Annotated in this window: 22 protein-coding genes; 6 read left to right on the top strand and 16 right to left on the bottom strand. The window is 71.2% G+C overall.

Annotation, left to right across the window (positions count from 1 at the left end; all coding sequences use genetic code 11):
- On the bottom strand, positions 1-366 hold a 366-nt coding region (locus GY24_RS09900; RefSeq protein WP_193953555.1), incomplete at its 3' end, for a tRNA-dihydrouridine synthase family protein.
- A 64-nt stretch (positions 367-430) separates the two neighbouring features.
- On the opposite strand from GY24_RS09900, the gene GY24_RS09905 reads away from it, so the two are divergent.
- Complete coding sequence (locus GY24_RS09905; protein ID WP_104475482.1) at positions 431-922, top strand: aminoacyl-tRNA deacylase; 492 nt, start codon at positions 431-433, stop codon at positions 920-922.
- A 100-nt stretch (positions 923-1,022) separates the two neighbouring features.
- On the opposite strand, the gene GY24_RS09910 is transcribed toward GY24_RS09905, so the two are convergent.
- Positions 1,023-1,418: a VOC family protein gene (locus GY24_RS09910; RefSeq protein WP_083364169.1), complete on the bottom strand. Its 396-nt coding sequence runs from the start codon at positions 1,416-1,418 to the stop codon at positions 1,023-1,025.
- 84 nt (positions 1,419-1,502) lie between these two features.
- Between GY24_RS09910 and GY24_RS09915 the strand changes: the two genes are divergently transcribed.
- Entirely contained in the window at positions 1,503-2,351 is an 849-nt protein-coding gene (locus GY24_RS09915) for an alpha/beta fold hydrolase (protein ID WP_104475483.1), read from the top strand.
- Positions 2,352-2,355: 4 nt separating this feature from the next.
- On the opposite strand, the gene GY24_RS17860 is transcribed toward GY24_RS09915, so the two are convergent.
- Both GY24_RS17860 and GY24_RS09920 read right to left on the bottom strand, forming a co-directional pair.
- Positions 2,356-2,496: a hypothetical protein gene (locus tag GY24_RS17860; RefSeq protein ID WP_162842933.1), complete on the bottom strand. Its 141-nt coding sequence runs from the start codon at positions 2,494-2,496 to the stop codon at positions 2,356-2,358.
- A complete protein-coding gene (locus tag GY24_RS09920; protein WP_104475484.1) occupies positions 2,493-3,167 on the bottom strand; it encodes a DsbA family oxidoreductase in 675 nt (224 codons plus the stop codon). Before GY24_RS09920 ends, GY24_RS17860 begins: the two co-directional genes overlap by 4 nt.
- 72 nt (positions 3,168-3,239) lie before the next feature.
- Here GY24_RS09920 and GY24_RS09925 point away from each other — a divergent pair, with 72 nt between their 5' ends.
- Positions 3,240-3,845 carry a HEAT repeat domain-containing protein gene (locus GY24_RS09925; RefSeq protein ID WP_104475485.1) on the top strand — a complete coding sequence of 202 codons (606 nt, stop codon included), beginning with the start codon at positions 3,240-3,242 and terminating at the stop codon, positions 3,843-3,845.
- 64 nt (positions 3,846-3,909) lie between these two features.
- Here GY24_RS09925 and GY24_RS09930 read toward each other — a convergent pair whose 3' ends face one another.
- The 3 genes from GY24_RS09930 to recO are packed head-to-tail and all read right to left on the bottom strand — an operon-like array spanning position 3,910 to position 6,127.
- Positions 3,910-4,554 (bottom strand): DsbA family oxidoreductase, encoded by a 645-nt coding sequence (locus GY24_RS09930; protein WP_104475486.1) that lies wholly within the window; start codon positions 4,552-4,554, stop codon positions 3,910-3,912.
- Positions 4,555-4,592: 38 nt separating this feature from the next.
- On the bottom strand, positions 4,593-5,396 hold the full coding sequence (locus tag GY24_RS09935; RefSeq protein ID WP_083364173.1) for an isoprenyl transferase: 804 nt from the start codon (positions 5,394-5,396) through the stop codon (positions 4,593-4,595).
- Positions 5,393-6,127 (bottom strand): DNA repair protein RecO, encoded by a 735-nt coding sequence (gene recO, locus GY24_RS09940; RefSeq protein ID WP_104475487.1) that lies wholly within the window; start codon positions 6,125-6,127, stop codon positions 5,393-5,395. The genes GY24_RS09935 and recO overlap by 4 nt, the downstream gene beginning before the upstream one ends.
- A 38-nt stretch (positions 6,128-6,165) precedes the next feature.
- Here recO and GY24_RS09945 point away from each other — a divergent pair, with 38 nt between their 5' ends.
- Genes GY24_RS09945 through GY24_RS09955 form a run of 3 tightly spaced genes read left to right on the top strand, consistent with a single transcriptional unit; the run spans position 6,166 to position 7,960 of the window.
- A complete protein-coding gene (locus GY24_RS09945) occupies positions 6,166-6,945 on the top strand; it encodes an SDR family oxidoreductase (protein ID WP_233279303.1) in 780 nt (259 codons plus the stop codon).
- On the top strand, positions 6,942-7,601 hold the full coding sequence (locus GY24_RS09950) for a trimeric intracellular cation channel family protein (protein WP_104475488.1): 660 nt from the start codon (positions 6,942-6,944) through the stop codon (positions 7,599-7,601). Before GY24_RS09945 ends, GY24_RS09950 begins: the two co-directional genes overlap by 4 nt.
- Positions 7,602-7,615: 14 nt before the next feature.
- Positions 7,616-7,960: a hypothetical protein gene (locus GY24_RS09955; RefSeq protein ID WP_104475489.1), complete on the top strand. Its 345-nt coding sequence runs from the start codon at positions 7,616-7,618 to the stop codon at positions 7,958-7,960.
- A gap of 185 nt (positions 7,961-8,145) precedes the next feature.
- On the opposite strand, the gene leuA is transcribed toward GY24_RS09955, so the two are convergent.
- From leuA to GY24_RS10000, 9 genes are all read right to left on the bottom strand, one after another.
- A complete protein-coding gene (gene leuA / locus GY24_RS09960) occupies positions 8,146-9,927 on the bottom strand; it encodes a 2-isopropylmalate synthase (RefSeq protein ID WP_104475490.1) in 1,782 nt (593 codons plus the stop codon).
- 170 nt (positions 9,928-10,097) lie between these two features.
- A complete protein-coding gene (locus GY24_RS09965) occupies positions 10,098-12,572 on the bottom strand; it encodes a bifunctional lysylphosphatidylglycerol flippase/synthetase MprF (protein ID WP_104475491.1) in 2,475 nt (824 codons plus the stop codon).
- Positions 12,565-13,911: an alpha/beta hydrolase gene (locus GY24_RS09970; RefSeq protein WP_133161158.1), complete on the bottom strand. Its 1,347-nt coding sequence runs from the start codon at positions 13,909-13,911 to the stop codon at positions 12,565-12,567. Before GY24_RS09970 ends, GY24_RS09965 begins: the two co-directional genes overlap by 8 nt.
- 61 nt (positions 13,912-13,972) lie before the next feature.
- Positions 13,973-15,385, bottom strand: coding sequence for an ABC transporter permease (locus GY24_RS09975; RefSeq protein WP_104475493.1), 1,413 nt, complete (start codon positions 15,383-15,385; stop codon positions 13,973-13,975).
- Positions 15,385-16,146, bottom strand: a complete 762-nt coding sequence (locus GY24_RS09980; RefSeq protein WP_104475494.1) for an ABC transporter ATP-binding protein — start codon at positions 16,144-16,146, stop codon at positions 15,385-15,387. The genes GY24_RS09975 and GY24_RS09980 overlap by 1 nt, the downstream gene beginning before the upstream one ends.
- Positions 16,147-16,225: 79 nt before the next feature.
- Entirely contained in the window at positions 16,226-16,879 is a 654-nt protein-coding gene (locus tag GY24_RS09985; protein WP_104475495.1) for a response regulator, read from the bottom strand.
- Positions 16,876-18,105 carry a sensor histidine kinase gene (locus GY24_RS09990; RefSeq protein ID WP_104475496.1) on the bottom strand — a complete coding sequence of 410 codons (1,230 nt, stop codon included), beginning with the start codon at positions 18,103-18,105 and terminating at the stop codon, positions 16,876-16,878. The genes GY24_RS09985 and GY24_RS09990 overlap by 4 nt, the downstream gene beginning before the upstream one ends.
- 4 nt (positions 18,106-18,109) lie before the next feature.
- Positions 18,110-19,033 carry a GTPase Era gene (gene era, locus GY24_RS09995; protein WP_104475497.1) on the bottom strand — a complete coding sequence of 308 codons (924 nt, stop codon included), beginning with the start codon at positions 19,031-19,033 and terminating at the stop codon, positions 18,110-18,112.
- A complete protein-coding gene (locus GY24_RS10000) occupies positions 19,030-20,349 on the bottom strand; it encodes a hemolysin family protein (RefSeq protein ID WP_104475498.1) in 1,320 nt (439 codons plus the stop codon). Before GY24_RS10000 ends, era begins: the two co-directional genes overlap by 4 nt.
- Between the last annotated feature and the right edge of the window lie 3 nt (positions 20,350-20,352).

Consider the following 20,352-nt stretch of genomic DNA (forward strand, 5'->3'; position numbering starts at 1 on the left):
ACCCTTGCGGGTGACCTTGGGCACCGGGCATCCGAAGTTCAAGTCGATGTGATCGGCCCTGTCCTCTGCCACCAGCATGGTCACTGCCTCTGACACGGTCTTCGGGTCGACGCCGTAGAGTTGGATCGAGCGGGTGGTCTCGCTCTCGTGGTGCGTGATCAGCCGCATCGACTCCGGGGTGCGCTCGACGAGGGCGCGCGAGGTGATCATCTCGCTCACATAGAGGCCGGCGCCGTACTCGCGGCAGAGCCGGCGGAAGGCGGTGTTCGTGATGCCGGCCATCGGCGCGAGGACGACGGGAACGTCGAGCTCGAGCGGTCCGATCGAGAGGCGCGGCGCTGGGGTGAGTGTGGAGGTGGCAGACATGTCCTGCAATTCTCCCAGATAATCGGCGGGAGTGACTCGCGCACCTCCGCTATACAGTGGAACGATGACGACGCCCTCCCCCGCCGAGCCTGCCGGAACCGAGCGCGTGCTGGCGGATGCCGCGGCACGCGGCCTCGACGTGGACATCATCACCCGCCCGGCCGCCGGCAGCCTGGCCGAGGCGGCAGAGCTGCTCGGCATCGAGCCGTCCGGCATCGTGAAGACGCTCGTCGTGAAGCGCGCAGACGGCAACTTCCTGTTCGCACTCGTGCCGGGCGGCCGCAAGATCTCCTGGCCGAAGCTGCGCGCCCTCGTCGGCGTGAATAAGCTGCAGCTGCCGGATGCCGGCCAGGCGCTGGAGGCGACCGGCTACGAGCGCGGCACCATCACCCCGCTCGGCTCCAGCACCGAGTGGCCCGTCTACGCGGATGCCGGCATCACCGGCCAGCGGGTGGCGATGGGCGCCGGCGCCCACGGCTTCAGCGCCTTCGTCGACGCGGACGCCCTCGTCGCCGCGTTCGACGCCGTCGTCGCCGACATCAGCGAGCCCGAGTAGGCCGCTCGGGAGGCAAGAGTCACATTGGGAGGCCGGTTCGGCCCACATTTGGCCTCCGAATCCCCCGGATGCCTCCCGATCGTGTGCCCGCGCGCTCCGGCTAGTCCGCGAGCTCGGCGAACAGCTCGACGCTATTGCCGTCCGGGTCCAACAGGATCGCGTAGCGCTGGCCCCAGAAGGCGTCCCAGGGCTCCTTGTGCGCGCCGGCCCCGTTGGAGACGCACTCGGCGAACAGCTCGTCCAGCTCGGCGACGGAATCACAGCGGAAGGCCGGCACCATGCGGTGACCGCCGACCGGCGCGACCCAGTCCGGGTCGAAGCTCCGCACTACGTCAATGGTGTCCCAACCGAGGCGCAGCCCGCCCGGCAGCGTCAGCTCGACGTGATCCTCGCTCTCGGCCCCGGCCGGTATCTCCAGCCCGACCCTGCGATAGAAGTCCAGCGAGGCAGCCATGTCGGCGACAACAAAACCAATGAGATCAAGTCGAACGGTCATGGCCGTAGCTTAACTCAGCTCGACACTGTGTTGACGGGCGACGAGGAGAAACCTAGTCTCACTCTCGTCGAGAGGTGCATCACCATGACCGAATTCACCGTCACCGCCCGCGGCGACCGGGTGGCCTACGACCGGCGCGGCTCCGGCCCCGCCCTGATCTTCATCGCCGGGGCCGGGCCGTTCCGGGCCATGGACCCGGTCACGACGGAGACCGCCACGCTCGCCGCCGAGCGGGGAATCACGACGTTCGTCTACGACCGGCTGGGCCGGGGCGAGAGCCCGGTCGAGGGGCGGATCGACCTGGACCGCGAGCTCGAGGCCGTGGCCGCGCTGCTCGGGGTGGCCGGCGGCCGCGCCGTGCTCTGCGGCCACTCCTCCGGCTGCTCGATAGCGCTGGCGGCCGCCGCCCGCGGCCTGCCGGTCGCCGGGCTCGCCCTCTGGGAGGCGCCGCTCGGACCGCCGGACGGCGGCGCCCGCGAGTGGGCGGCCGAGGTCGATCGGCTGATCGAGGCGGGCGAGCTGGACGCCGCGCTCGTGCACTACATGAAGGACATCCCGCCTGAGTACCTCGAGTACTGGCGGGACTCCCCCGAGTTCCCGGCGCTCGTGGCCAACGTCGGCAGCCTCCGCCCGGACGGCGAGTCGCTCGCCTGGGCCGAGTCGGCCCCGCTCAGCGAGCTCTGCGCCGGCATCCGTGTGCCCGTCGAGGCGCTGGTCGGCGAGGAAACCCTGCCGATCATGCTCAGCGCCGCCGACGCGATCGTCGCGGCGATCCCCGGTGCCGTCCAGAAGCGGATGCCGGGCGCGCAGCACGAGTGGCAGGCCGCTCCGATGGCGGCCGAGCTCGCGGCGTTCGTCACCGCCGCGTTCGAGACGGCAACAGACGCAGAACGGGGCACCGCCGAATCGGCGATGCCCCGTCAGGAGTCGTGAGCGCTTAGGAGCAGCAGCCTCCGCCGCAGCAGCTTGCGCCCTCGGCCGAGGCGTCGGCCGAGATGTTGGTCAGCTGGATGAGGGGCTTGACCGCGACGGCCTCGACGGCCGGGTCGACCGGAGTGGTGATGGTGGTTTCGCTCATGCGGGGATCTCCTCGGCTCGCTCGCTCCGCACCTGCTGCAGAACTTGTGCAAACGTATCAGGGTCCTGCGCGCCGGAGACGCCGTACTTGCCGTCGATCACGAAGAACGGCACGCCGTTGATGCCGAACTGCTGCGCCTGCGCCTGGTCGGCGCGCACGGCGGGGAGGTACTCGTCCTCGGTGAGCGAGCGGAGCACGTCGGCCCGGTCGAGGCCGAGCTCTGCGCCGAGGTCGGCGAGGTCCTCCGCACGACCGAGGTGGCGGCCCTCGGTGAAGTAGGCGCTGAACAGCCGCTCGGCGGCCTGCAGCTGGATGCCCTGCGCCTTCGCATAGTGCAACAACTGGTGCGCCTTGACCGTGTTGGTGTGCTGGAGGATGTCGAAGTTGTACTCCAGGCCGACCGCGGCGGCGACGCCGGTGACCTGCTCGAGCATCCCGCGGAGCTGCTCGGCCGGCATGCCCTTGTGCTCGGCGAGGAAGTCGATCTCGCTGCCCTCGAAGTCGACGGGGGTGTCGGGCGAGAGTTCGTAGCTGTGGTACTCCACGATCACCTCTGGGGCGTCGGCGTCCGCCTGGAAAGCGGCGACACCGCCCTCGAACTTGCGCTTGCCGATGAAGCACCAGGGGCAGGCGATATCCGACCAGACGTCGATCTTGATGGGTTCAGTCATAGAGAGGCCCAACGTATGCCCGCTGCCGCATATTCCCGAACGCCCAGCATCGCCAGCTACAGTTGAAGCGCCATGGCAAACAAACTGAATCCGCACCCCGACATCCCCCTCGATCTGCCGACCGGCGAGCGTCTCAACGCCGCCATCGAGCACTACGGCGCCGACGTCGTCGCGCAGAACGCCATCGCCCTCCTGCGCGGCAAGAACGCCGGCAAGGACTTCCTGCTCTACGCCGGCGGACGCCACGCGCTCGGCATCCTCGACGGCGCCCCCGCCCTCTACTGGCCCGAGCTCTGGGGCGCCCGCGCCCTGCTGCACGTCTGGGACGAGCAGGCCGCCCCCTACGTCGTCGTCGGCCTCGGCAACCAGGCCTGGCGCATCCGCGAGATGTGCGCCAGGGTCGTGGCGCTGCGCGAGCTGCAGGTCGCCGACAAGCTGGTGCGCCTCACCACCGACGAGAACCCGCGCGTGCGCGCCGCCGCCCTGCACGCCCTCGGCGCCCAGGGCACCGAGACCCACCTGCCCACCATCGAGCAGCGCCTGCGCGACCCGGAGAAGGCCGTGCGCGTCGCCGCCCAGCAGTCCCGCGACGCGCTGAGGGCCCGCCTCGCCGCCGCGACGCCCGACGCCGTCATGGAGCCCAACGCCGCCGCTGAAACCGACGCGGCAGCCGAGTAACTCCCCCAGCACCGCGGAAGGCCGGCACCCGAGGGGGTGCCGGCCTTCCGTCGTCTGGTCGGTGCTATGCCTTCTCGCTGCGCACCTGCTCCAGCGCCTGCGCGAAGGTGGCCGGGTCCTGCGCCCCCGAGATGCCGTACTTGCCGTCGATGACGAAGAACGGGACGCCCTGGATGCCGAAGGCCTGGGCCTGGGCGACATCCGCCTTGACGTCGGCGAGGAACTCGTTCTCGGTCAGCGCGCGCACGACGTCGCCGCGGTCGAAGCCGAGCTCGGCGGCGAGGTCGGCGAGGTCCTCGATGCGGCCGACGTGGCCGCCCTCGACGAAGTAGGCCTTGAGCAGGCGCTCCTTCATCTCGAGCTGGCGCCCCTTCGACTTGGCGTAGTGCAGCAGTTCGTGCGCCTTGACCGTGTTGGTCTGCTTGACGGCGTCGTAGTCGTACTCGAGGCCGACGCCGGCGGCGATGTCGGTGACGTTCTGCAGCATCTGCTGCACCTGCTCGAGCGGCATGCCCTTGCGCTGGCTGAGGTACTCGCCGGGGCTGCCGTCGAAGTCGACGGGGGTGTCGGGGGCCAGCTCGTAGCTGTGGTACTCGATCTCCACGTCGCCGCCGAACTGGGTGACGCCCGCCTCGAACTTGCGCTTGCCGATGTAGCACCAGGGGCACTGCACGTCGGACCAGATGTCTACTTTGATGGTTTCACTCACCGTTGTCACACTAGCGCCCCGGCGCGCACGGGCGGTTCCTAAGCGCTGGGCGCGTCGACGGCCCCGCCGAAGCGCCGGTTGCGCGAGGCGTACAGCTCGACGGCGCGCCACAGCTCCTGGCGGGTGAAGTCCGGCCAGAGGGTGTCGAGGAACACCATCTCGGCGTAGGCGGACTGCCAGAGCAGGAAGTTGGAGGTGCGCTGCTCGCCGGAGCTCCGCACGAACAGGTCGACGTCGGGCATCTCCGGGTTGTACAGCCGCTTCGCGATCGCCTTCTCGTTGACCGCGGACGGCTTCAGCCGGCCCGCCGCGACATCCTCGGCGATGGCGCGCACGGCATCCGTGATCTCGTTGCGTCCGCCGTAGTTCACGCACATGGTGAGGGTCATGGTGGAGTTGCCGGCGGTGAGCTTCTCGGCGAATTGCAGCTCGTTGATGACGGACGCCCAGAGCTTGGGCTTCCGGCCGGCCCAGCGGATCCGCACGCCCCACTCGTTCAGCTGGTCGCGCCGTCGGTGCAGCACGTCGCGGTTGAAGCCCATCAGGAAGCGCACCTCGTCGGGTGAGCGCTTCCAGTTCTCGGTGGAGAAGGCGTACACGCTCAGGTGCTTGACGCCGATCTGGATGGCGCCAGCGACGACGTCCAGCAGCGCGGCCTCCCCGGCCTTGTGCCCCTCGACCCGGGTGAGCCCGCGGGCGTTCGCCCAGCGGCCGTTGCCGTCCATCACGATGGCGACGTGCTCCGGCACCGCCTTGGCGGGGATGGCCGGCGGGTAGATTCCGGTCCAGTCCAGCGGGCGGTACGCGACGGCGTCCTTGTGCGTGAGGGGTTTGGGGTTCATACGCTGCTTTCTCGCGAGACGTGGGAGAGCGAGCGCAGCCCGCGCTCGAGGTGCCACTGGGTGTAGGCGGCGACGACGCCGGAGGCACCGGATGCCGTGTTCTCCGGCGCGGCATCCGCCACCGCCCAGTTGCCCTCCAGCAGGGCGCCGAGCAGACCGATGGTATCCGTGTCCAGCCGGGGCGAGCCGGGCGGGGCGCAGTCGGAGCAGACGACGCCGCCGATCTGCACCACCATGTGGTTGTGCGGGCCGGCGAGGCCGCAGCGGGCGCAGTCGTGGAAGCTCGGCGCCCAGCCGGCCATGGACAGGGCGCGCAGCAGGTAGGAGTCCAGCGTCAGGCTCGCGGTGTGCTCGCGACGGGAGAGCGAGCGCAGGGCACCGACGAGCAGCAGGTACTGCTGCAGCGACCCCTCCGACTCGGTGAGCTTGTCGGCGGTCTCGACCATCGCGGTCGCCGCCGTGTAGCTGGGGTAGTCCTCGGCGATGAGGGCGCCGTAGGCGCCGAGCGTCTCCGCCTGGGTGATCACGTCGAGGGTGCGGCCCTCGTAGAGCTGCAGGTCGGCGACCATGAACGGCTCCAGCCGGGAGCCGAACTTCGACGCGGTGCGCCGCACGCCCTTCGCAACGGCCCGCACCTTGCCGTGGCGCCGCGTCAACAGCGTGACGATGCGGTCTGCCTCACCCAGCTTGTGGGTGCGCAGCACGACGGCTTCATCACGATAAACGGGCACAGTCAATTATCGCCTGCTTTCGGCGCTAGAGTCGCTGCGTGAGCGAGTCGAGCGCGATGCGTCCCCCCGGCACCGTGTTGGTCACCGGTGGCACGGGCACCCTGGGCCGTGCGCTCGTGGCCGGGCTCCGGGCCCGCGGGGAGTCCCCCCGGGTGCTGAGCAGGACGCACGGCGCCGGGCTGACCACGGCCGACCTCGGCACCGGTGCCGGCCTCGATGCGGCCCTGGACGGCGTGGACACGGTGTTCCACCTGGCGACGAGCAACCGCGACGACCTCGACATCAGCCGGGCGCTGCTGGATGCCGCCCGCGCGCAGGCCAGGCCGCCGCACCTCGTCTACGTCTCCATCGTCGGCGTCGAGCAGATCCCGCTCCCCTACTACCGCGGCAAGCTCGCCGTCGAGCGGGCGATCGAGGGATCCGGGCTGCCGTTCGCGATACTCCGAGCCACCCAGTTCCACCCCTTCATCGAGCGGCTCTTCTCCGCCCAGCGCGCGCTGCCCGTGTTGCTCGCCCCCGACTTCTCCGCCCAGCCCATCGCCGTCGACGAGGTGGCCGGCCGGCTGATCGGCCTGGCGGATGCCGGAACGCTCGGCCGCGCGGCCGACATCGGCGGTCCGGAGGTGCTCAGCCTGCATCAGCTCGCCCTGGCGTACCGGGCCGCGCGGGGCGGCCGCCGTCCGGTCGCGCGGGTGGCCCTGCCCGGCGCGACGGCGCGCGCGTATCGGGCGGGCCACAACCTCGTGCCCGGCCCGCCGTTCGGGCGGCAGCGCTTCGGCGAATACCTGGCCTCGCGCTTTGGTATACATGGAGCATGAGCGTCACGCCCTTCGTCATCCCCCTCTGGCTCGACCTGACCGCGGTCGCCGTCGGAGCGATTCAGGGCGCCATGTTCGCCGCCCGCATGAAGGACCGCCGGATCGACCTGCTCGGCATTGCCATCATCGGCGTCGTCGTCGGACTCGGCGGCGGTCTGCTCCGTGACCTGCTGATCAACCAACTGCCGGCCGCCATGGCCAGCAACTGGTACCTGCCGGTGGCGACCGCGTTCGCCCTGATCGGCATGGCGCTGGTGCGCCTGTTCGACAAGCTGAACCCGCTGATCATCGGGCTGGACGCCGTCACGATCGGCCTCTTCGCCGCGATCGGGGTGACCAAGGCCCTCGCCTACGGCGTGCCGGAGGTGCCCGCGGCGTTCGTCGGGGTGGTCAGCGCCGTCGGCGGGTCGATCCTGCGCGACATGATGCTCAACCTGCCGATCGCGCTCATGCACGTCGGCTCGCTCTACGCGGTCGCGGCCGGCGTCGGCTGCACGCTGCTCGTGATCATGGCGTCCTCCGGCGTGCAGATCACGCTCGCCGGCATCATCTGCGTCGTCATCGTCACGATCATCCGCCTGCTCGCCGTGCGCTTCGGCTGGAGCCTGCCCGAGCAGCGCGCCATCGCCAGCTGGCCGCGCTGGCGCCGCGCCTAGGCCACAATGGGCCCATGCCGTTCACAACACGCGCCGCGCTGACTTCGCTCGCCCTGGCCGCCGCCCTGGTGCTCGCTGTGACGGGCTGCGCACGCGGCCCGGAGACGGGGGCCGTCACCGTCGAGGTGCGGGCGGATGCCACGACGGGCGCGCCGCAGACGCTCGACGTCGAGGTGCGCGACGCCCGCGGCACCGTGCTGGCGGCCGAGACGATGAGCTCCGGCACGACGCTCCAGTTCGACGGCATCCCGTTCGGCGAGGTGAGCATCGAGGCCATCGGCCTCTGCGAGCTGGGCACGACGCTGGACGCCGCCGGGGCGACGGCCATCTTCGAGCCGAAGCACTGCACGATCGAGTAGTGCCGCGAGGGCGCCTCGAACTGCTCGTCGCGTTTATGGGGCGCGGCTCCGGCGTCGGTCCTGCTGCAGTCGGGCGGCGTTCATGCTGTGGCCGCGCTCGCGGCACGCGAAAAGTCTCGCGGCCCGCGACATAGCGGGGGCCGCGAGACTTTTCCAGGGCCGCGAGGGCTCTGTGCCGTTGCGCGCTAGGCGGTGACGGACTCCGCGCTGCTGCGGGCGGATGCCGCGGCGCGCTCGGCGCGGTTCACGGCCGACACGACGGCCTTCAGCGACGCCACCGAGGTGTCGCCGTCGATGCCGACGCCCCAGAGGCGCTGGCCGTTCACGTCGAGCTCGACGTAGGAGGCGGCCTGGGCGTCGCCGCTGGCGGAGAGCGTGTGCTGCGAGAAGTCGAACAGCTCGACGGCGAGGCCGCGGGCGTTCAGCACCGAGAGGAACGCGGCGATCGGGCCGTTGCCGGTGCCCTGCGCGGTGTCGACGGTCTCGCCGTCGCGCACCTCGACCTCGAGCTGCACCGCGTCGCCCTTGTGGCTGGTGACGGTGGAGACCAGCTCGAAGCGTCCCCAGCGCTCGACGTCGGAGGCCGCGGCGTCGTCGCCGCTCGGCAGGTACTCGTCGCGGAAGATGGTCCAGATCTGCTCGCTGGTCAGCTCGCCGCCCTCTGCGTCCGTCGTGGCCTGCACGACGCCGGAGAACTCGATCTGCAGGCGGCGCGGCAGGTCCAGCGAGTGGTCGTTCTTCAGCAGGTAGGCGACGCCGCCCTTGCCGGACTGCGAGTTGACGCGGATGACGGCCTCGTAGCTGCGGCCGAGGTCCTTCGGGTCGACGGGCAGGTAGGGCACGGCCCACTCGATGTCGTCGACCGAGACGCCGCGCTCCGCGGCATCCGCCGCCATCTGCTCGAAGCCCTTCTTGATGGCGTCCTGGTGCGAGCCGCTGAACGCGGTGTAGACGAGGTCGCCCGCCCACGGGCTGCGCTCGGGCACGGGCAGCTGGTTGCAGTACTCGGCGGTGCGCTTGACCTTGTCGATGTCGGAGAAGTCGATCTGCGGGTCGATGCCCTGCGTGAACATGTTGATGCCGAGGGCGACGAGGTCGACGTTGCCGGTGCGCTCCCCGTTGCCGAACAGGCAGCCCTCGATGCGGTCGGCGCCGGCCAGGTAGCCGAGCTCGGCCGCGGCGACGGCGGTTCCCCGGTCGTTGTGCGGGTGCAGGCTGAGGATCACGTTCTCGCGGTGCGCCAGGCGCCGGCTCATCCACTCGATCGAGTCGGCGTAGACGTTGGGGCTGGCCATCTCGACGGTGGCGGGCAGGTTGATGATGACCTTGCGCTCGCTGGACGGCTCGAACACCTCGATGACCTGGTTGCAGATGTCCAGGGCGAACTCGAGCTCGGTGCCGGTGTAGCTCTCGGGCGAGTACTCGTAGTAGATCTCGGTGCCGGGCACGCTCGACTCCATCGAGCGGCACTTGCGCGCGCCGTGCAGGGCGAGGTCGATGATGCCCTGCTTGTCCTGGCGGAATACGACATCGCGCTGCAGCACGCTGGTCGAGTTGTACAGGTGCACGATGGCCTGCTTGGCGCCGACGAGCGACTCGTAGGTGCGCTCGATCAGGTGGTCGCGGGCCTGCGTCAGCACCTGGATGGTGACGTCATCGGGGATCGCATTGTCCTCGATCAGGCTGCGGACGAAGTCGAAGTCGGTCTGGCTGGCGCTCGGGAAGCCGACCTCGATCTCCTTGTAGCCCATGCCGACCAGCAGGTCGAACATGACGCGCTTGCGCTCCGGGCTCATCGGGTCGATCAGCGCCTGGTTGCCGTCACGCAGGTCGACGGCGCACCAGCGGGGCGCCTCGGTGATGCGCTTGGTGGGCCAGGTGCGATCCGGCAGCTCGACGACGAACTGGTCGTTGTACGCACGGTAGCGGTGCACCGGCATGGCGGATGCGGTCTGGTTGTTCTTCATGGTGTCTCAATCTCCTCGCGAGTGGTGGTCAGCCAACGACAAACTCCGCGACGAGGGAGGCCTGAGATTAGGACTCGTCGCGGCAGCTAAGGAGGAGCAGACCGTGGAACACACTTTCAGGCTAGCACTTCCCGACCCGGCGGGGAGCCACGTGACACGCATACCGGGGCTCACGTCGTCGGGGTGCGCTGGCCGGGGCTGTGCTCGCGCGCATCCCAGGCCATGCGCAGGCCGCCGCGCAGGGAGACGCCCGGCAGGTAGGCCCGCACGATCGCCGAGGCGATGGCCGGCAGCTCGACGGGGTCCGGGAACGCGACGCTGACGGGCTCGAAGCGCGGCCGGAACTTGCGTTTGAACTGCAGCAGGGAGGTGAAGCCGTACACGGGTTCGAGCGCATCCGCCACAAAGCGGCGGATGCGCTCCGCCGTGCTGCCCTGCGGCTCCCCCACGCCCGCGAAGGGGGCGGTGGAGAGGCTGACGAAGCGCGCCCCCTGGCGGCCGGCCCGCTCCATCATCGACGCGATCAGAAACTCCATCACCCCGTTCATGCTGCCGTCCCGGCGCCGCATCACGTCCAGGGTCCACCCGTCAATGACGGGCGCGGCCCCGGCGGATGCCGCCGGCCGCCAGCTCGGGAGCCAACTCGTGACCGCCTCCACCCGCCCGTCAGCGCGCACGGCCAGCAAGAGGCCCGTCTCCGCCTCGGCGAGCTCGTCGAGGCCGCCGAGCGTGAAGCCCATCTCGGGCAGCCCACGATCGGCCACCCACTCCTCGGAGATCTCCCCGATCTGCGCCTTCTGCGAGAGGGAGAGCTCGCTCCACGCCGCCCAGACCGTGTCGATCCCGGCCCGCCCGGCCCGGTTGATGGACGAGCGCACGTCTTGCCACGCCCGCCCGACGAGCGACCAGCTCGCCGGGTCCAGCACCGCCTCCTCACCCACCCGCACGCTCGACCAACCGAGCGAGTCGAACAGCGGCAGGTACTCGTCGTGCACGGCGTAGAAGACGGGCGTGCGGCCGCGCTCGTCACAGTGAGCTGCGAACTCGCGGATGGCCCGGAGTCGCTGCTCGGGGGCGCAGACCGGCTCCGTCACCGTCAGGGCAAAGCGGCCGACGACCACGTAGGCGATGGCGGCCTGCCCCGACCGCGCTGTCCACTGCAGCATGCCCGGCCAGAGCCCCATGTGCCCCAGGCTGCCCCCGCCGCCGGCGTGGCGCAGCTGCCGGTATCGCTGTGCGGAGCCGGCGGCGACTTCCCGGGGCGGGGAGTGCAACACCCAGAACGTCGTGCAGGCCAGCACCGCCCAGACGACCGGGCCGACCCAGAGATACACCGCCCGGGCGGCCGCGGAGACCGGAACGAAGTCCAGGCTCTGCTCGGCCAGGAAGCCGACGGGGACGAACCGCTCCGGCAGGTCGTCGACCAGCAGAGTCGGCGTGGCCGCCGGCGCGAACGCCGCGGGGTCCAGCAGGCCGACAGCGAGGTAGATCCCGCTGCCGAGCAGCGCGGTGCCGAGCACGATGCAGAGCGCGAGCAGGGCGCGCCTGCCCTCGATGCGCACGGCGAAATTGGCCCGGAACAGCAGGAGAAGAAGCGCGACCGCCAGCGGCACGAGGGTCGACACGGCCAATCCGAGGATGAGCTCCCACTGCCCGGCGGCGCTGAGGTCGACCAGTTGCTCGGCGCCCGCGCCCGGCAGGAATCCGTAGTAGAAGGCGGCGAGGCCCGCCATGAGCAGGTTGATCGCGAGGGCGATGACGAGCGCGGCCCGCCGGCCGTGTTGCAGGCCGCGCGCGGCCAGCACCAGCACGAGCAGCGGCAGGATGCTGAGCAGCAGCGGCCCCGGCCCGTCCAGCCGGTCGGCGGCGACCTGCGGGGTCGCCTGCGGCATGAAGAGCACGCCGAGCGGAGAGAGCGGCCCCAGCCGGTGCGGCGAGAGCATGGTGATGACGGGGCCGACGGCGACGATCATGACGATCACCCCGATCAGGGTGCGCACCTCGTGTGCGCTGCTGCGCACGAAGCGGGTCTGCGGGCGGCGGCCCGCGATGAGCGGGCCGAGCAGCAGCCCGCTGACGGCCGCAATCAGCCGATGCAGGTCGCCGGGCTGGCCGGAGAACAGCAGGAGGGCGAGCAGCGTGGCGAAGCCGAGCACGCGGATGCGGCGTCGCCACAGGGGGCCGGCGGCTGCACTGGCGACCATGATCGTGCCGGCCACGGGCACGAGCGCCTCGAGCAACGTGGTGCCGTACACGTGCCGCCCCCAGCTTTCACCGCTCGCGTAGAGCAGCCCCTCGACGGCTATCCCGACCACGATCGCGATGGCCCCGGTCACGAGGTAGGCGAGCGCCGTGCGCGCACTGCCGATCAGCCGCTCGGAGTACGAGACGAGGACGATGATCCCGGCGGCGCCGATGACCGCGGCGAGGACGCCCCCGCCCAGGAAGATTCCGGAGACCGGGGAGAACCAGTGGCCGCCGCGGAACACCGACTCCGCGCTGCCGCTCAGCAGCGACAGCAGGGCGCGCTCGCGCACCCCGAACCCGAAGTGCAGGACGGCGGGCGCGAGCACGGTCACGGCGAGCAGAACCAGGGTGACGGGGTAGCGCCGCAGGACTCGCCGGGCCGAGGAGGTGTCAGCCATGCGCGTTGGGAGGCAGCCCGAGGCGCGGCAGCAGCGCCGCGATCCCCTGCGCGAAACCATAGGCCCCGGTGTGCCAGTCGTGTGCCGTGCCCGGGGAGGTGAACAGCGAGGTGGCGATGCCGGCCGCGGTGGCCGCCGCCTGCAGCTTCTCGGTGTTGGGGCCGAACTGCTGGTCGGCCTCGCCGATCACGAACACCCCGACGCTGTCGCTGTACGGCGCGTCCTGCTTCATGATCGCGAGCGGCTGGGCGGCATCGTAGGCGGCGCGAGAGCCCCCGAAGCCCTTCGCGATGGTCGCGGCCTGGTCGCCGCTGCTCGGCCCGAGTTCCGGGGCGATGGCCAGGAATGAGCCGAAGAGCTGGCTGAACCCGGTGCCGAGTTGCACGGCGCAGGTGGCCCCCTGGGAGAACCCGGCGATCGCCCAGTCGGCACGCCCCTGGGCGACGTTCAGGGTGCTGCGGACCCAGTTGGGCACGTCGACGGTGAGATAGCTGGCGGAGTTGCCGAGCGCGGAGTCGACGCACATCGGGTTGTTCGCCGGGTCGCCGAGCTGGTCGGGCACGACGACGATCGGGGCGAGCCCGCGGTCGGCGGCCGCGACGGCATCCAGCTGGCCCTGGACCTGCCCGGCCTCGAACACGTCCTTCGGGCTGCCCGGCTGCCCGGAGAGGGCGATGACCACCGGCAGCGGCGGCGGGTTGGGCACGAGAGCAGCGGGCGGCAGGTAGACCAGTGCGGGTCGCGCGGCGAAGTGGGAGCTGCTGGCCGGGATGTCGACCTGGTGCACGGTGCCGCTCGCCGGGAGGTCCGCGGGCGGCTGCCACGTGTCGAGCAGCTGGGCCAGGGCGGCCCCGGAGGCGTCCTGGCCGCTTCCGGCCGAGGCCCGGGAGGGGAGCGTCGCGCCGCTGAACGAGGTGAGGCCGAGCGCCTGTTGCACGGTGGCGTACCGCCCGAAGTCGATGTTGATCAGCATGGCGGCGACCAGGACCGCGCTGAGCACCAGCCCGACGGCGCCGAGCCGGCGCCAGACGCCGCGCCGCGTCAGTGCGAGCACGCCGACGCCGATCACCGCGCAGCCGAGCGCGACCGCGACATGCACCGCGATGCTCAGCGAGACCCCGAAGGCATCCCAGACCTCGCTGACCAGCCAGGTGAGCAGCCAGCCGAGCGCGCCGCCGGCGGCCGCCGCCAGAGCGACGGCCGCACCCCAGCGGGCCGTGCTCCAGCGACCCTCGCCACGGCGCACAACGGTCAGGCTGAGCAGCGCGAGCGCGAGGGCGAACACGGCGACGACGAACCAGCCGCCGGTGACGCTGGTGCTCAGCAGGGTGTCCAACACACTGGGCATTCTCACCCCGGATGATGCACCTCTGCTGAGCGCCGGCTGAGTGCTTGTTGAGTCAGTCCACCGAGAGCGCGAGCACGGGCGAGACCGTGGTCGCCCGGCGGGCCGGGGCGATGGAGGCGACCAGCGCGAGCACGGCGCCGCCGGCGAGGGTGGCGGCGATCAGCGGCCAGGGCAGGGCGGGCGCCATCAGTTCGTGGTTGATGGATCCGAGCAGCGACTGCGCGCCGGCCCAGCCGTAGAACACGCCGAGCACGAGGCCGAGGCCGACGGCGGCGATGCTCATCTGGGCGCTCTCGGCCAGGATCATCCCGCGCACCTGGCGCCCGGTGAAGCCGAGCGCGCGCAGCAGGCCGAGCTCCCGGGTGCGCTGCAGCACGCTGAGCGAGAGGTTGTTCACCATGCCGACCGCGGCGATCACGGCGCTGAAGCCAACCAGGCCGAGGAAGATGGACGTGGTCAGTGTCACCGACTGGTCAATGGCGGCGGCCAGCTCCGGCCGGTCGGCGAAGGACTCCAGCACCATGGCGCGGTAGCTCTCCATGGTGACCGCGAACATCACGACCAGGGTCACGCCGATGACGAGGCCGATCGTGGCGCGCGAGCTCCGCTCCGGGAAGCGCACCGCGTTCTCCGCGGCGAGCCGGGCCGTCGGGGCGGAGCCGAACAGCCGGCCGACCAGGCGCAGCACGGGCGGCATCACGAGGTGCGCGCCGAGGATGATCCCGGTGAAGGAGGCCAGCCCGCCGCAGAAGGCGATGAGCAGGCCGCCCACGAAGGAGAGGCCGACGATCACGCCGAGCGCGAGCAGGGCCAGGCCGCCGAGCACGAGCAGCAGGGAGAAGACGGTGCGGGCGGTGCGGCGTCCGCCCACGTTTCGCGTCTCGGCGGCGGCCCCGACCGCCTCCATCGGCGACACGGTGACGACGCGGCGGGAGCCCACCCACGCGGCCGCCCAGGTGACGAGCGCCACCACCACGACCGGCACGGCGACGATGGGGTCGAGCAGCGTGTACTCGAGGGCGGGCAGCCAGCCCGACCGGATGCCGAGGGCGACGGTGGCCACGGTGATGCCCATGCCGACGGCGAGCCCGAGCACGGCGCCGAGGGCCCCGACGAGAAGCCCCTCGGTGGCCACGGCCCGCCGCACCGTGCGCGCCTGGGCGCCGATCAGCCGGAGCAGCGCGATCTGGCGCACCCGGCCGGCGATGATCGTCGAGAAGGTGTTGGCGGTGACGATGGCGCCGACGTAGAAGGCGATCACGGTGAACACCGTCGTGACGATCGACAGGGCGAGCCGGACCGAGTCGGACTCCCCCACCACGTCGGACTCGACGCTCGTCGCGATGATGCCGGTGGCCTGCAGCAGCACGACGCCGAACGCCGAGCTGAGGGCCGCGACGGTGAGCGTCGAGGCGTGGTCCCGCGCCTGGGCGGAGAAGTTGTGGGCGGAGAGCGGGCCGGCCATCAGAGGGCCGATTCCATGCTCAGCATGATGCGCGAGATCTCCTCGGCGGAGGAGCGCGGCCGGTCGTCGACGACGCGGCCGTCGGCGAGGAACAGGATCCGGTCGGCGTGGCTGGCGGCGATGGGGTCGTGGGTGACCATGGCGATGGACTGGGCGTACTCGCGGGAGGCCGTCGCCAGCAGGGCGAGCACCTCCCGGCCCGTGCGCGAGTCGAGGGCGCCGGTCGGCTCGTCGGCGAAGACGAGGTCGGGCCGGGTGCCGAGGGCGCGGGCGATGGCGACGCGCTGCTGCTGGCCGCCGGAGAGCTCGTGCGGGCGGTGGGTGAGCCGGTTCAGGAGGCCCAGCGAGGCGATCAGGTGGTCGACCCACTCCTGCTCCTTGGCGCTTGGCCGCCGGCCGTCCAGCTCGAACGGCAGCATGATGTTCCCGCGCACGTCGAGCGTCGGCACCAGGTTGAACGACTGGAACACGAAGCCGACCCGGCGCCGACGCAGCACGGTGAGCGCGCTGTCGCCCAGCTCGGTGATCTCGGTGTCGCCGAGCCACACCTGCCCGCCGGTGGCGTTGTCGAGGCCGGCCATGACGTGCATGAGCGTGGACTTGCCGGAGCCGCTCGGACCCATGATGGCGGTGAACTCGCCGCGGCGAATCCCGATCGAGACGTCGTCGAGCGCGGCGACCGCGCCCGATCCCTCGCCGTAGCGCTTGCTGACGTGTGCGACCCGGGCGATCAGGCCGAGTTCTGTGGTGTTCATTCCCATGCCTCAACGCTACGAAGCACGGGGCGCCGGCGCGTCAGGCTGTGGGGCCATCCCCATCAGCCGGGCGGATGATCCCGGGTCAGTCGACGAGATTATGCTCGAACGCGAACACCACCAGCTGCACCCGGTCGCGAAGGCCCAGTTTGCCGAGGATCCGCGAGATGTGCGTCTTCACGGTCGCCTCGCTGAGGAACTCGCGCGCCGCGATCTCGGTGTTGCTCAGGCCTTTGGCGGCGAGCAGGAAGATCTCGCCCTCGCGCGGGGTGAGCGTCGCGAAGCTCGCCGGGGCGTCCGGCTGGGCGCGGCTGGCCGCGAAGTGCTCGAGCAGCTCGCGGGTCGCCGAGGCGGCGATGACCGCGTTGCCGGCGTGCACGGTGCGGATCGCCGCGAGCAGGAACTCCGGGTCGGCGTCCTTCAGCACGAAGCCGCTGGCGCCGGCCCTGATCGCGCGGGCCGCGCTCTCGTCCAGGTCGAAGGTGGTCAGCACGAGCACGCGCGGGCTGGGCGCGCCGGCGGCGATGATCGCCTCTGTGGCGGCGATGCCGTCCAGCAGCGGCATCCGGATGTCCATCAGCATGACGTCGGGGGCGGCGGAGGCCGCGAGCTCGACGCCCGCCTCGCCGTCGCCGGCCTCTCCCACGAACTCGAGGTCGGGCTGCGACTCGATGAGCATGCGGATGCCGGCGCGGAACAGCGCCTGGTCGTCGACGAGGGCCACGCGAATGCGCGTCATGGGGTGCCTTCCGGTTGCTGCGGGAGTTGGTGCTGCGCGGCCCCGGACGGGATCCACGCGGAGACCTCGAAGCGGCCGGCGCCCGAGCCGCCGGCCGTGAAACTGCCGCCGGTGAGCAGGGCGCGCTCGCGCATGCCCGGGATGCCGTGGCCGAGCGAGCCGGGGGCGGGCTCCGCCGCGCCGGTGCGCACCGGGTTTGAGAGGGTGACCCGCACGCCGTTGTCGGCCCAGCGCAGGCTGAGGCCGACCGGCCGCGTCGTGTCGCCGTGCCGGAGCGCGTTGGTCAGCGCCTCCTGCACGATCCGGAACACGGCGATCTGGTGGCCGGCGCTCATCGGCACGACCGTGCCGGTCGAGGACACCTCGACCCGCAGGCCGGTCGCCCGCAGCTGTTCGATCAGACGTTCCAGGTCGTGGATGGTCGGCTGCGGGCCCTCGGCCTCCGAGTGCCGGAGCTGGGCGAGCAGCAGCCGCACATCGGCGAGGGCCTCGCGGGCGGTGGCGGCGATGGTGCCGAGGCTCGTCGCCGCCAGCTCCGGGTTGCCCTGCGCCGCGTAGCGGGCGCCATCGGCCTGCGCGATCACGACGGCCAGGGAGTGCGCCACGACGTCGTGCATGTCGCGGGCGATGCGGTTGCGCTCCTGCTCCACGACGACCGCGTACTCCGCACGCTCCGCCTCGCGCTGCGCCTCGATCTGCTGCTGCTTGCTCTCCCGCGAGAGTCGGCGGGCGCTGGCCAGCATGCCGAGCATCCAGGGCAGCGCGAGCACCGCGAAGGAGGCGATCAGTGTGAACAGGAAGGCGCCGGTGGTCACATCGGCCGGGCCGGTGCCCTGCGCGCCCGGCAGCCACACCATGAGGTACAGCGCGGCCAGCAGGGCGCCGAGGCCGGCGGAGGCCAGCCCCAGCCAGCGCACGACGCGGTTGCCGTAGCATCCGACCGCGTAGAGCACCGCGAGGATGGCGAGGTTGCCGAACTGCACGTCGCGCAGCGCGCTCATCTGGATGATGGCGCCCGCCCAGGCCACACCGAGCGCGAGCGGCGGCGAGAGCCGCCGGAACGCGAGGGCCAGCGAGTAGACCGCGAGCACCAGCACGTCGCAGGCGGCCGCCCAGCCGGACTGGGCGGCGCCCATGCCCAGAACGAGCAGCGCGAAGAAGAGGAAGAACAGGCCGGCGCCGACGAAGTCGCCGACGCGCTGCCTGGTCGTGAGTGTGCGGAACACTCGGCTAGAAACCGAGGCGGCCGAGCAGCTTGGGGTCGCGCTGCCAGTCCTTGGCGACCTTGACCCGCAGCGAGAGGAAGACCTTGCGCCCGAGCAGCTTCTCGATCTGCGCGCGCGAGGTGGCGCCGACATCCTTCAGGCGGCTGCCGCCCTTGCCGATGATGATGCCCTTCTGGCTGTCGCGCTCGACGAAGAGGTTGGCGTAGATCTCGAGGAGGTCTTGGTCCTCCCGCTCGATCATGTCGTCGATGGTGACGGCGATGGAGTGCGGCAGCTCGTCGCTGACGCCCTCGAGCGCGGCCTCGCGGATGAACTCCGCGATGCGCTCCTCCGTGCCCTCGTCGGTGACGGCCTCTGCCGGGTAGAGCGGCTGGCTGGAGAGCGGCAGGAGCTTGAGCAGCTCCTCGCTCAGGATGTCGAGCTGGATGCCGTCGACCGCGGAGATCGGGATGATCGCCGCCCAGTCGCGCAGCTTCGAGACGGCCAGCAGCTGCTCCCCCACCTTGTCCTTGGAGACGGTGTCGAGCTTGGTGACGATGGCGACCTTCTTGGCGCGCGGGAACTCGTCCAGCTGGGTGTTGATGAAGTTGTCGCCGGGGCCGATCGGCTCGTCGGCCGGGATGCACAGGCCGATCACGTCGACGTCGCCGAGGGTGGACTGCACGAGGCTGTTCAGCCGCTCGCCGAGCAGGGTGCGCGGGCGGTGGATGCCGGGGGTGTCGACCAGGATCAGCTGGCCGTTCTCGCGGTGCACGATGCCCCGGATGGCGCGGCGGGTCGTCTGCGGCTTGGAGCTGGTGATGGCGACCTTCTCGCCGACGAGGGCGTTGGTCAGCGTCGACTTGCCGACGTTGGGACGGCCGACGAACGAGACGAAGCCCGCCCGGTAGCCGCTGGGGGTGCCCGCTGCGGGCGTGGCGTCGGTCATGGTTGTACTCCTTCATCGTGGCCAGCGGTGTGCGTGGCCGGAAAAGCGTTCTGGGCGTTCAGGAGGGCCTCGTCGCGTTCGACCAGCACCGTGCTGATGCGCTTCCGGCGCCCCTCCGTGCGTTCTGCGGTCAGCGCGAGGCCGCTGACGGTGGCGCTGGACCCGGTCACGGGCAGCCGGCCGAGCGCCTTGGCGAGCAGGCCGCCGACGGAGTCGACGTCGTCGTCGTCCAGTTCCAGGCCGAACAGCTCGCCGAGCTCGTCGACGGGCAGGCGGGCGGCGACCCGGTAGCGGCCGCCGCCGAGCTCCTCGACCTCGACGACCTCGCGGTCGTACTCGTCGGAGATGTCGCCGACGAGTTCCTCGATCAGGTCCTCCAGGGTGACGAGCCCCGCGATGCCGCCGTACTCGTCGACCACCATCGCGAGGTGGTTGGATTCCAGCTGCATCTGGCGCAGCAGCTCGTCCGCCTTCTTCGACTCCGGAACGAACAGGGCCGGCCGGGCCAGGTCGGCCATCTCCAGGCTCTCGGCGTCCGGGCCGCGCTCGAAGGCGTGCTTGGCGACGTCGCGCAGGTAGAGCACGCCGAGCACGTCGTCGACCTCGCCGGCCATCACCGGCATCCGCGAGACGCCAGAGCTGAGGAAGAGCCCCATCGCGGCGCTGAGGTCGGCGCTGCCGGAGACGGTGACCATGTCGGTGCGCGGGATCATCACCTCGCGCACCACCGTGTCGCTGAACTCGAAGATGGAGTGGATCAGCTCGCGGTCGTCCTCCTCGAGCACGTCGAGCTCTGTGGCCTGGTCGACCATGCTGAGCAGCTGCTCCTCAGTGGCGAAGGTGCCGAGCTTCGGCCGCCCGGGGGTGACCTTGTTGCCGACGGCGACGAGGGCGTTCGCGATGGGCCCGAGCGCGACCCGCAGGCCGTGCACGAGCAGCGCGGTCAGGCGCAGCAGGCCGTCCGGGTGGGCGCGGCCGACGCTGCGCGGGCTGGTGCCGACGAGCACGAACGAGACGGCGGTCATGATCAGGGCCGAGAGCACGAGGGCGATCCACACCTCGTCGAAGGCGGATGCCAGGGCGAGCGTGACGAGCACGGCCGCCGTGGTCTCGGCGATGATGCGCATGAAGTTGATGGCGTTGAGGTGCGCACCGGAGTCGGCCGCGATCGCGCGCAGCGAGACCTTGGCGCGGGCCCCCTCCGCCAGTTCCTCGATGTCGGCGCGCGAGCGGGCCGTGATGGCGGCGTCGACGGCGGCCATCAGGCCGCCGAAGGCGACGAGCACGAAAGCGAGGACGATGAAGAGGATTTCCATGCG

The organism is Microterricola pindariensis (genome assembly GCF_002936985.1).
Classification (GTDB): domain Bacteria; phylum Actinomycetota; class Actinomycetes; order Actinomycetales; family Microbacteriaceae; genus Microterricola; species Microterricola pindariensis.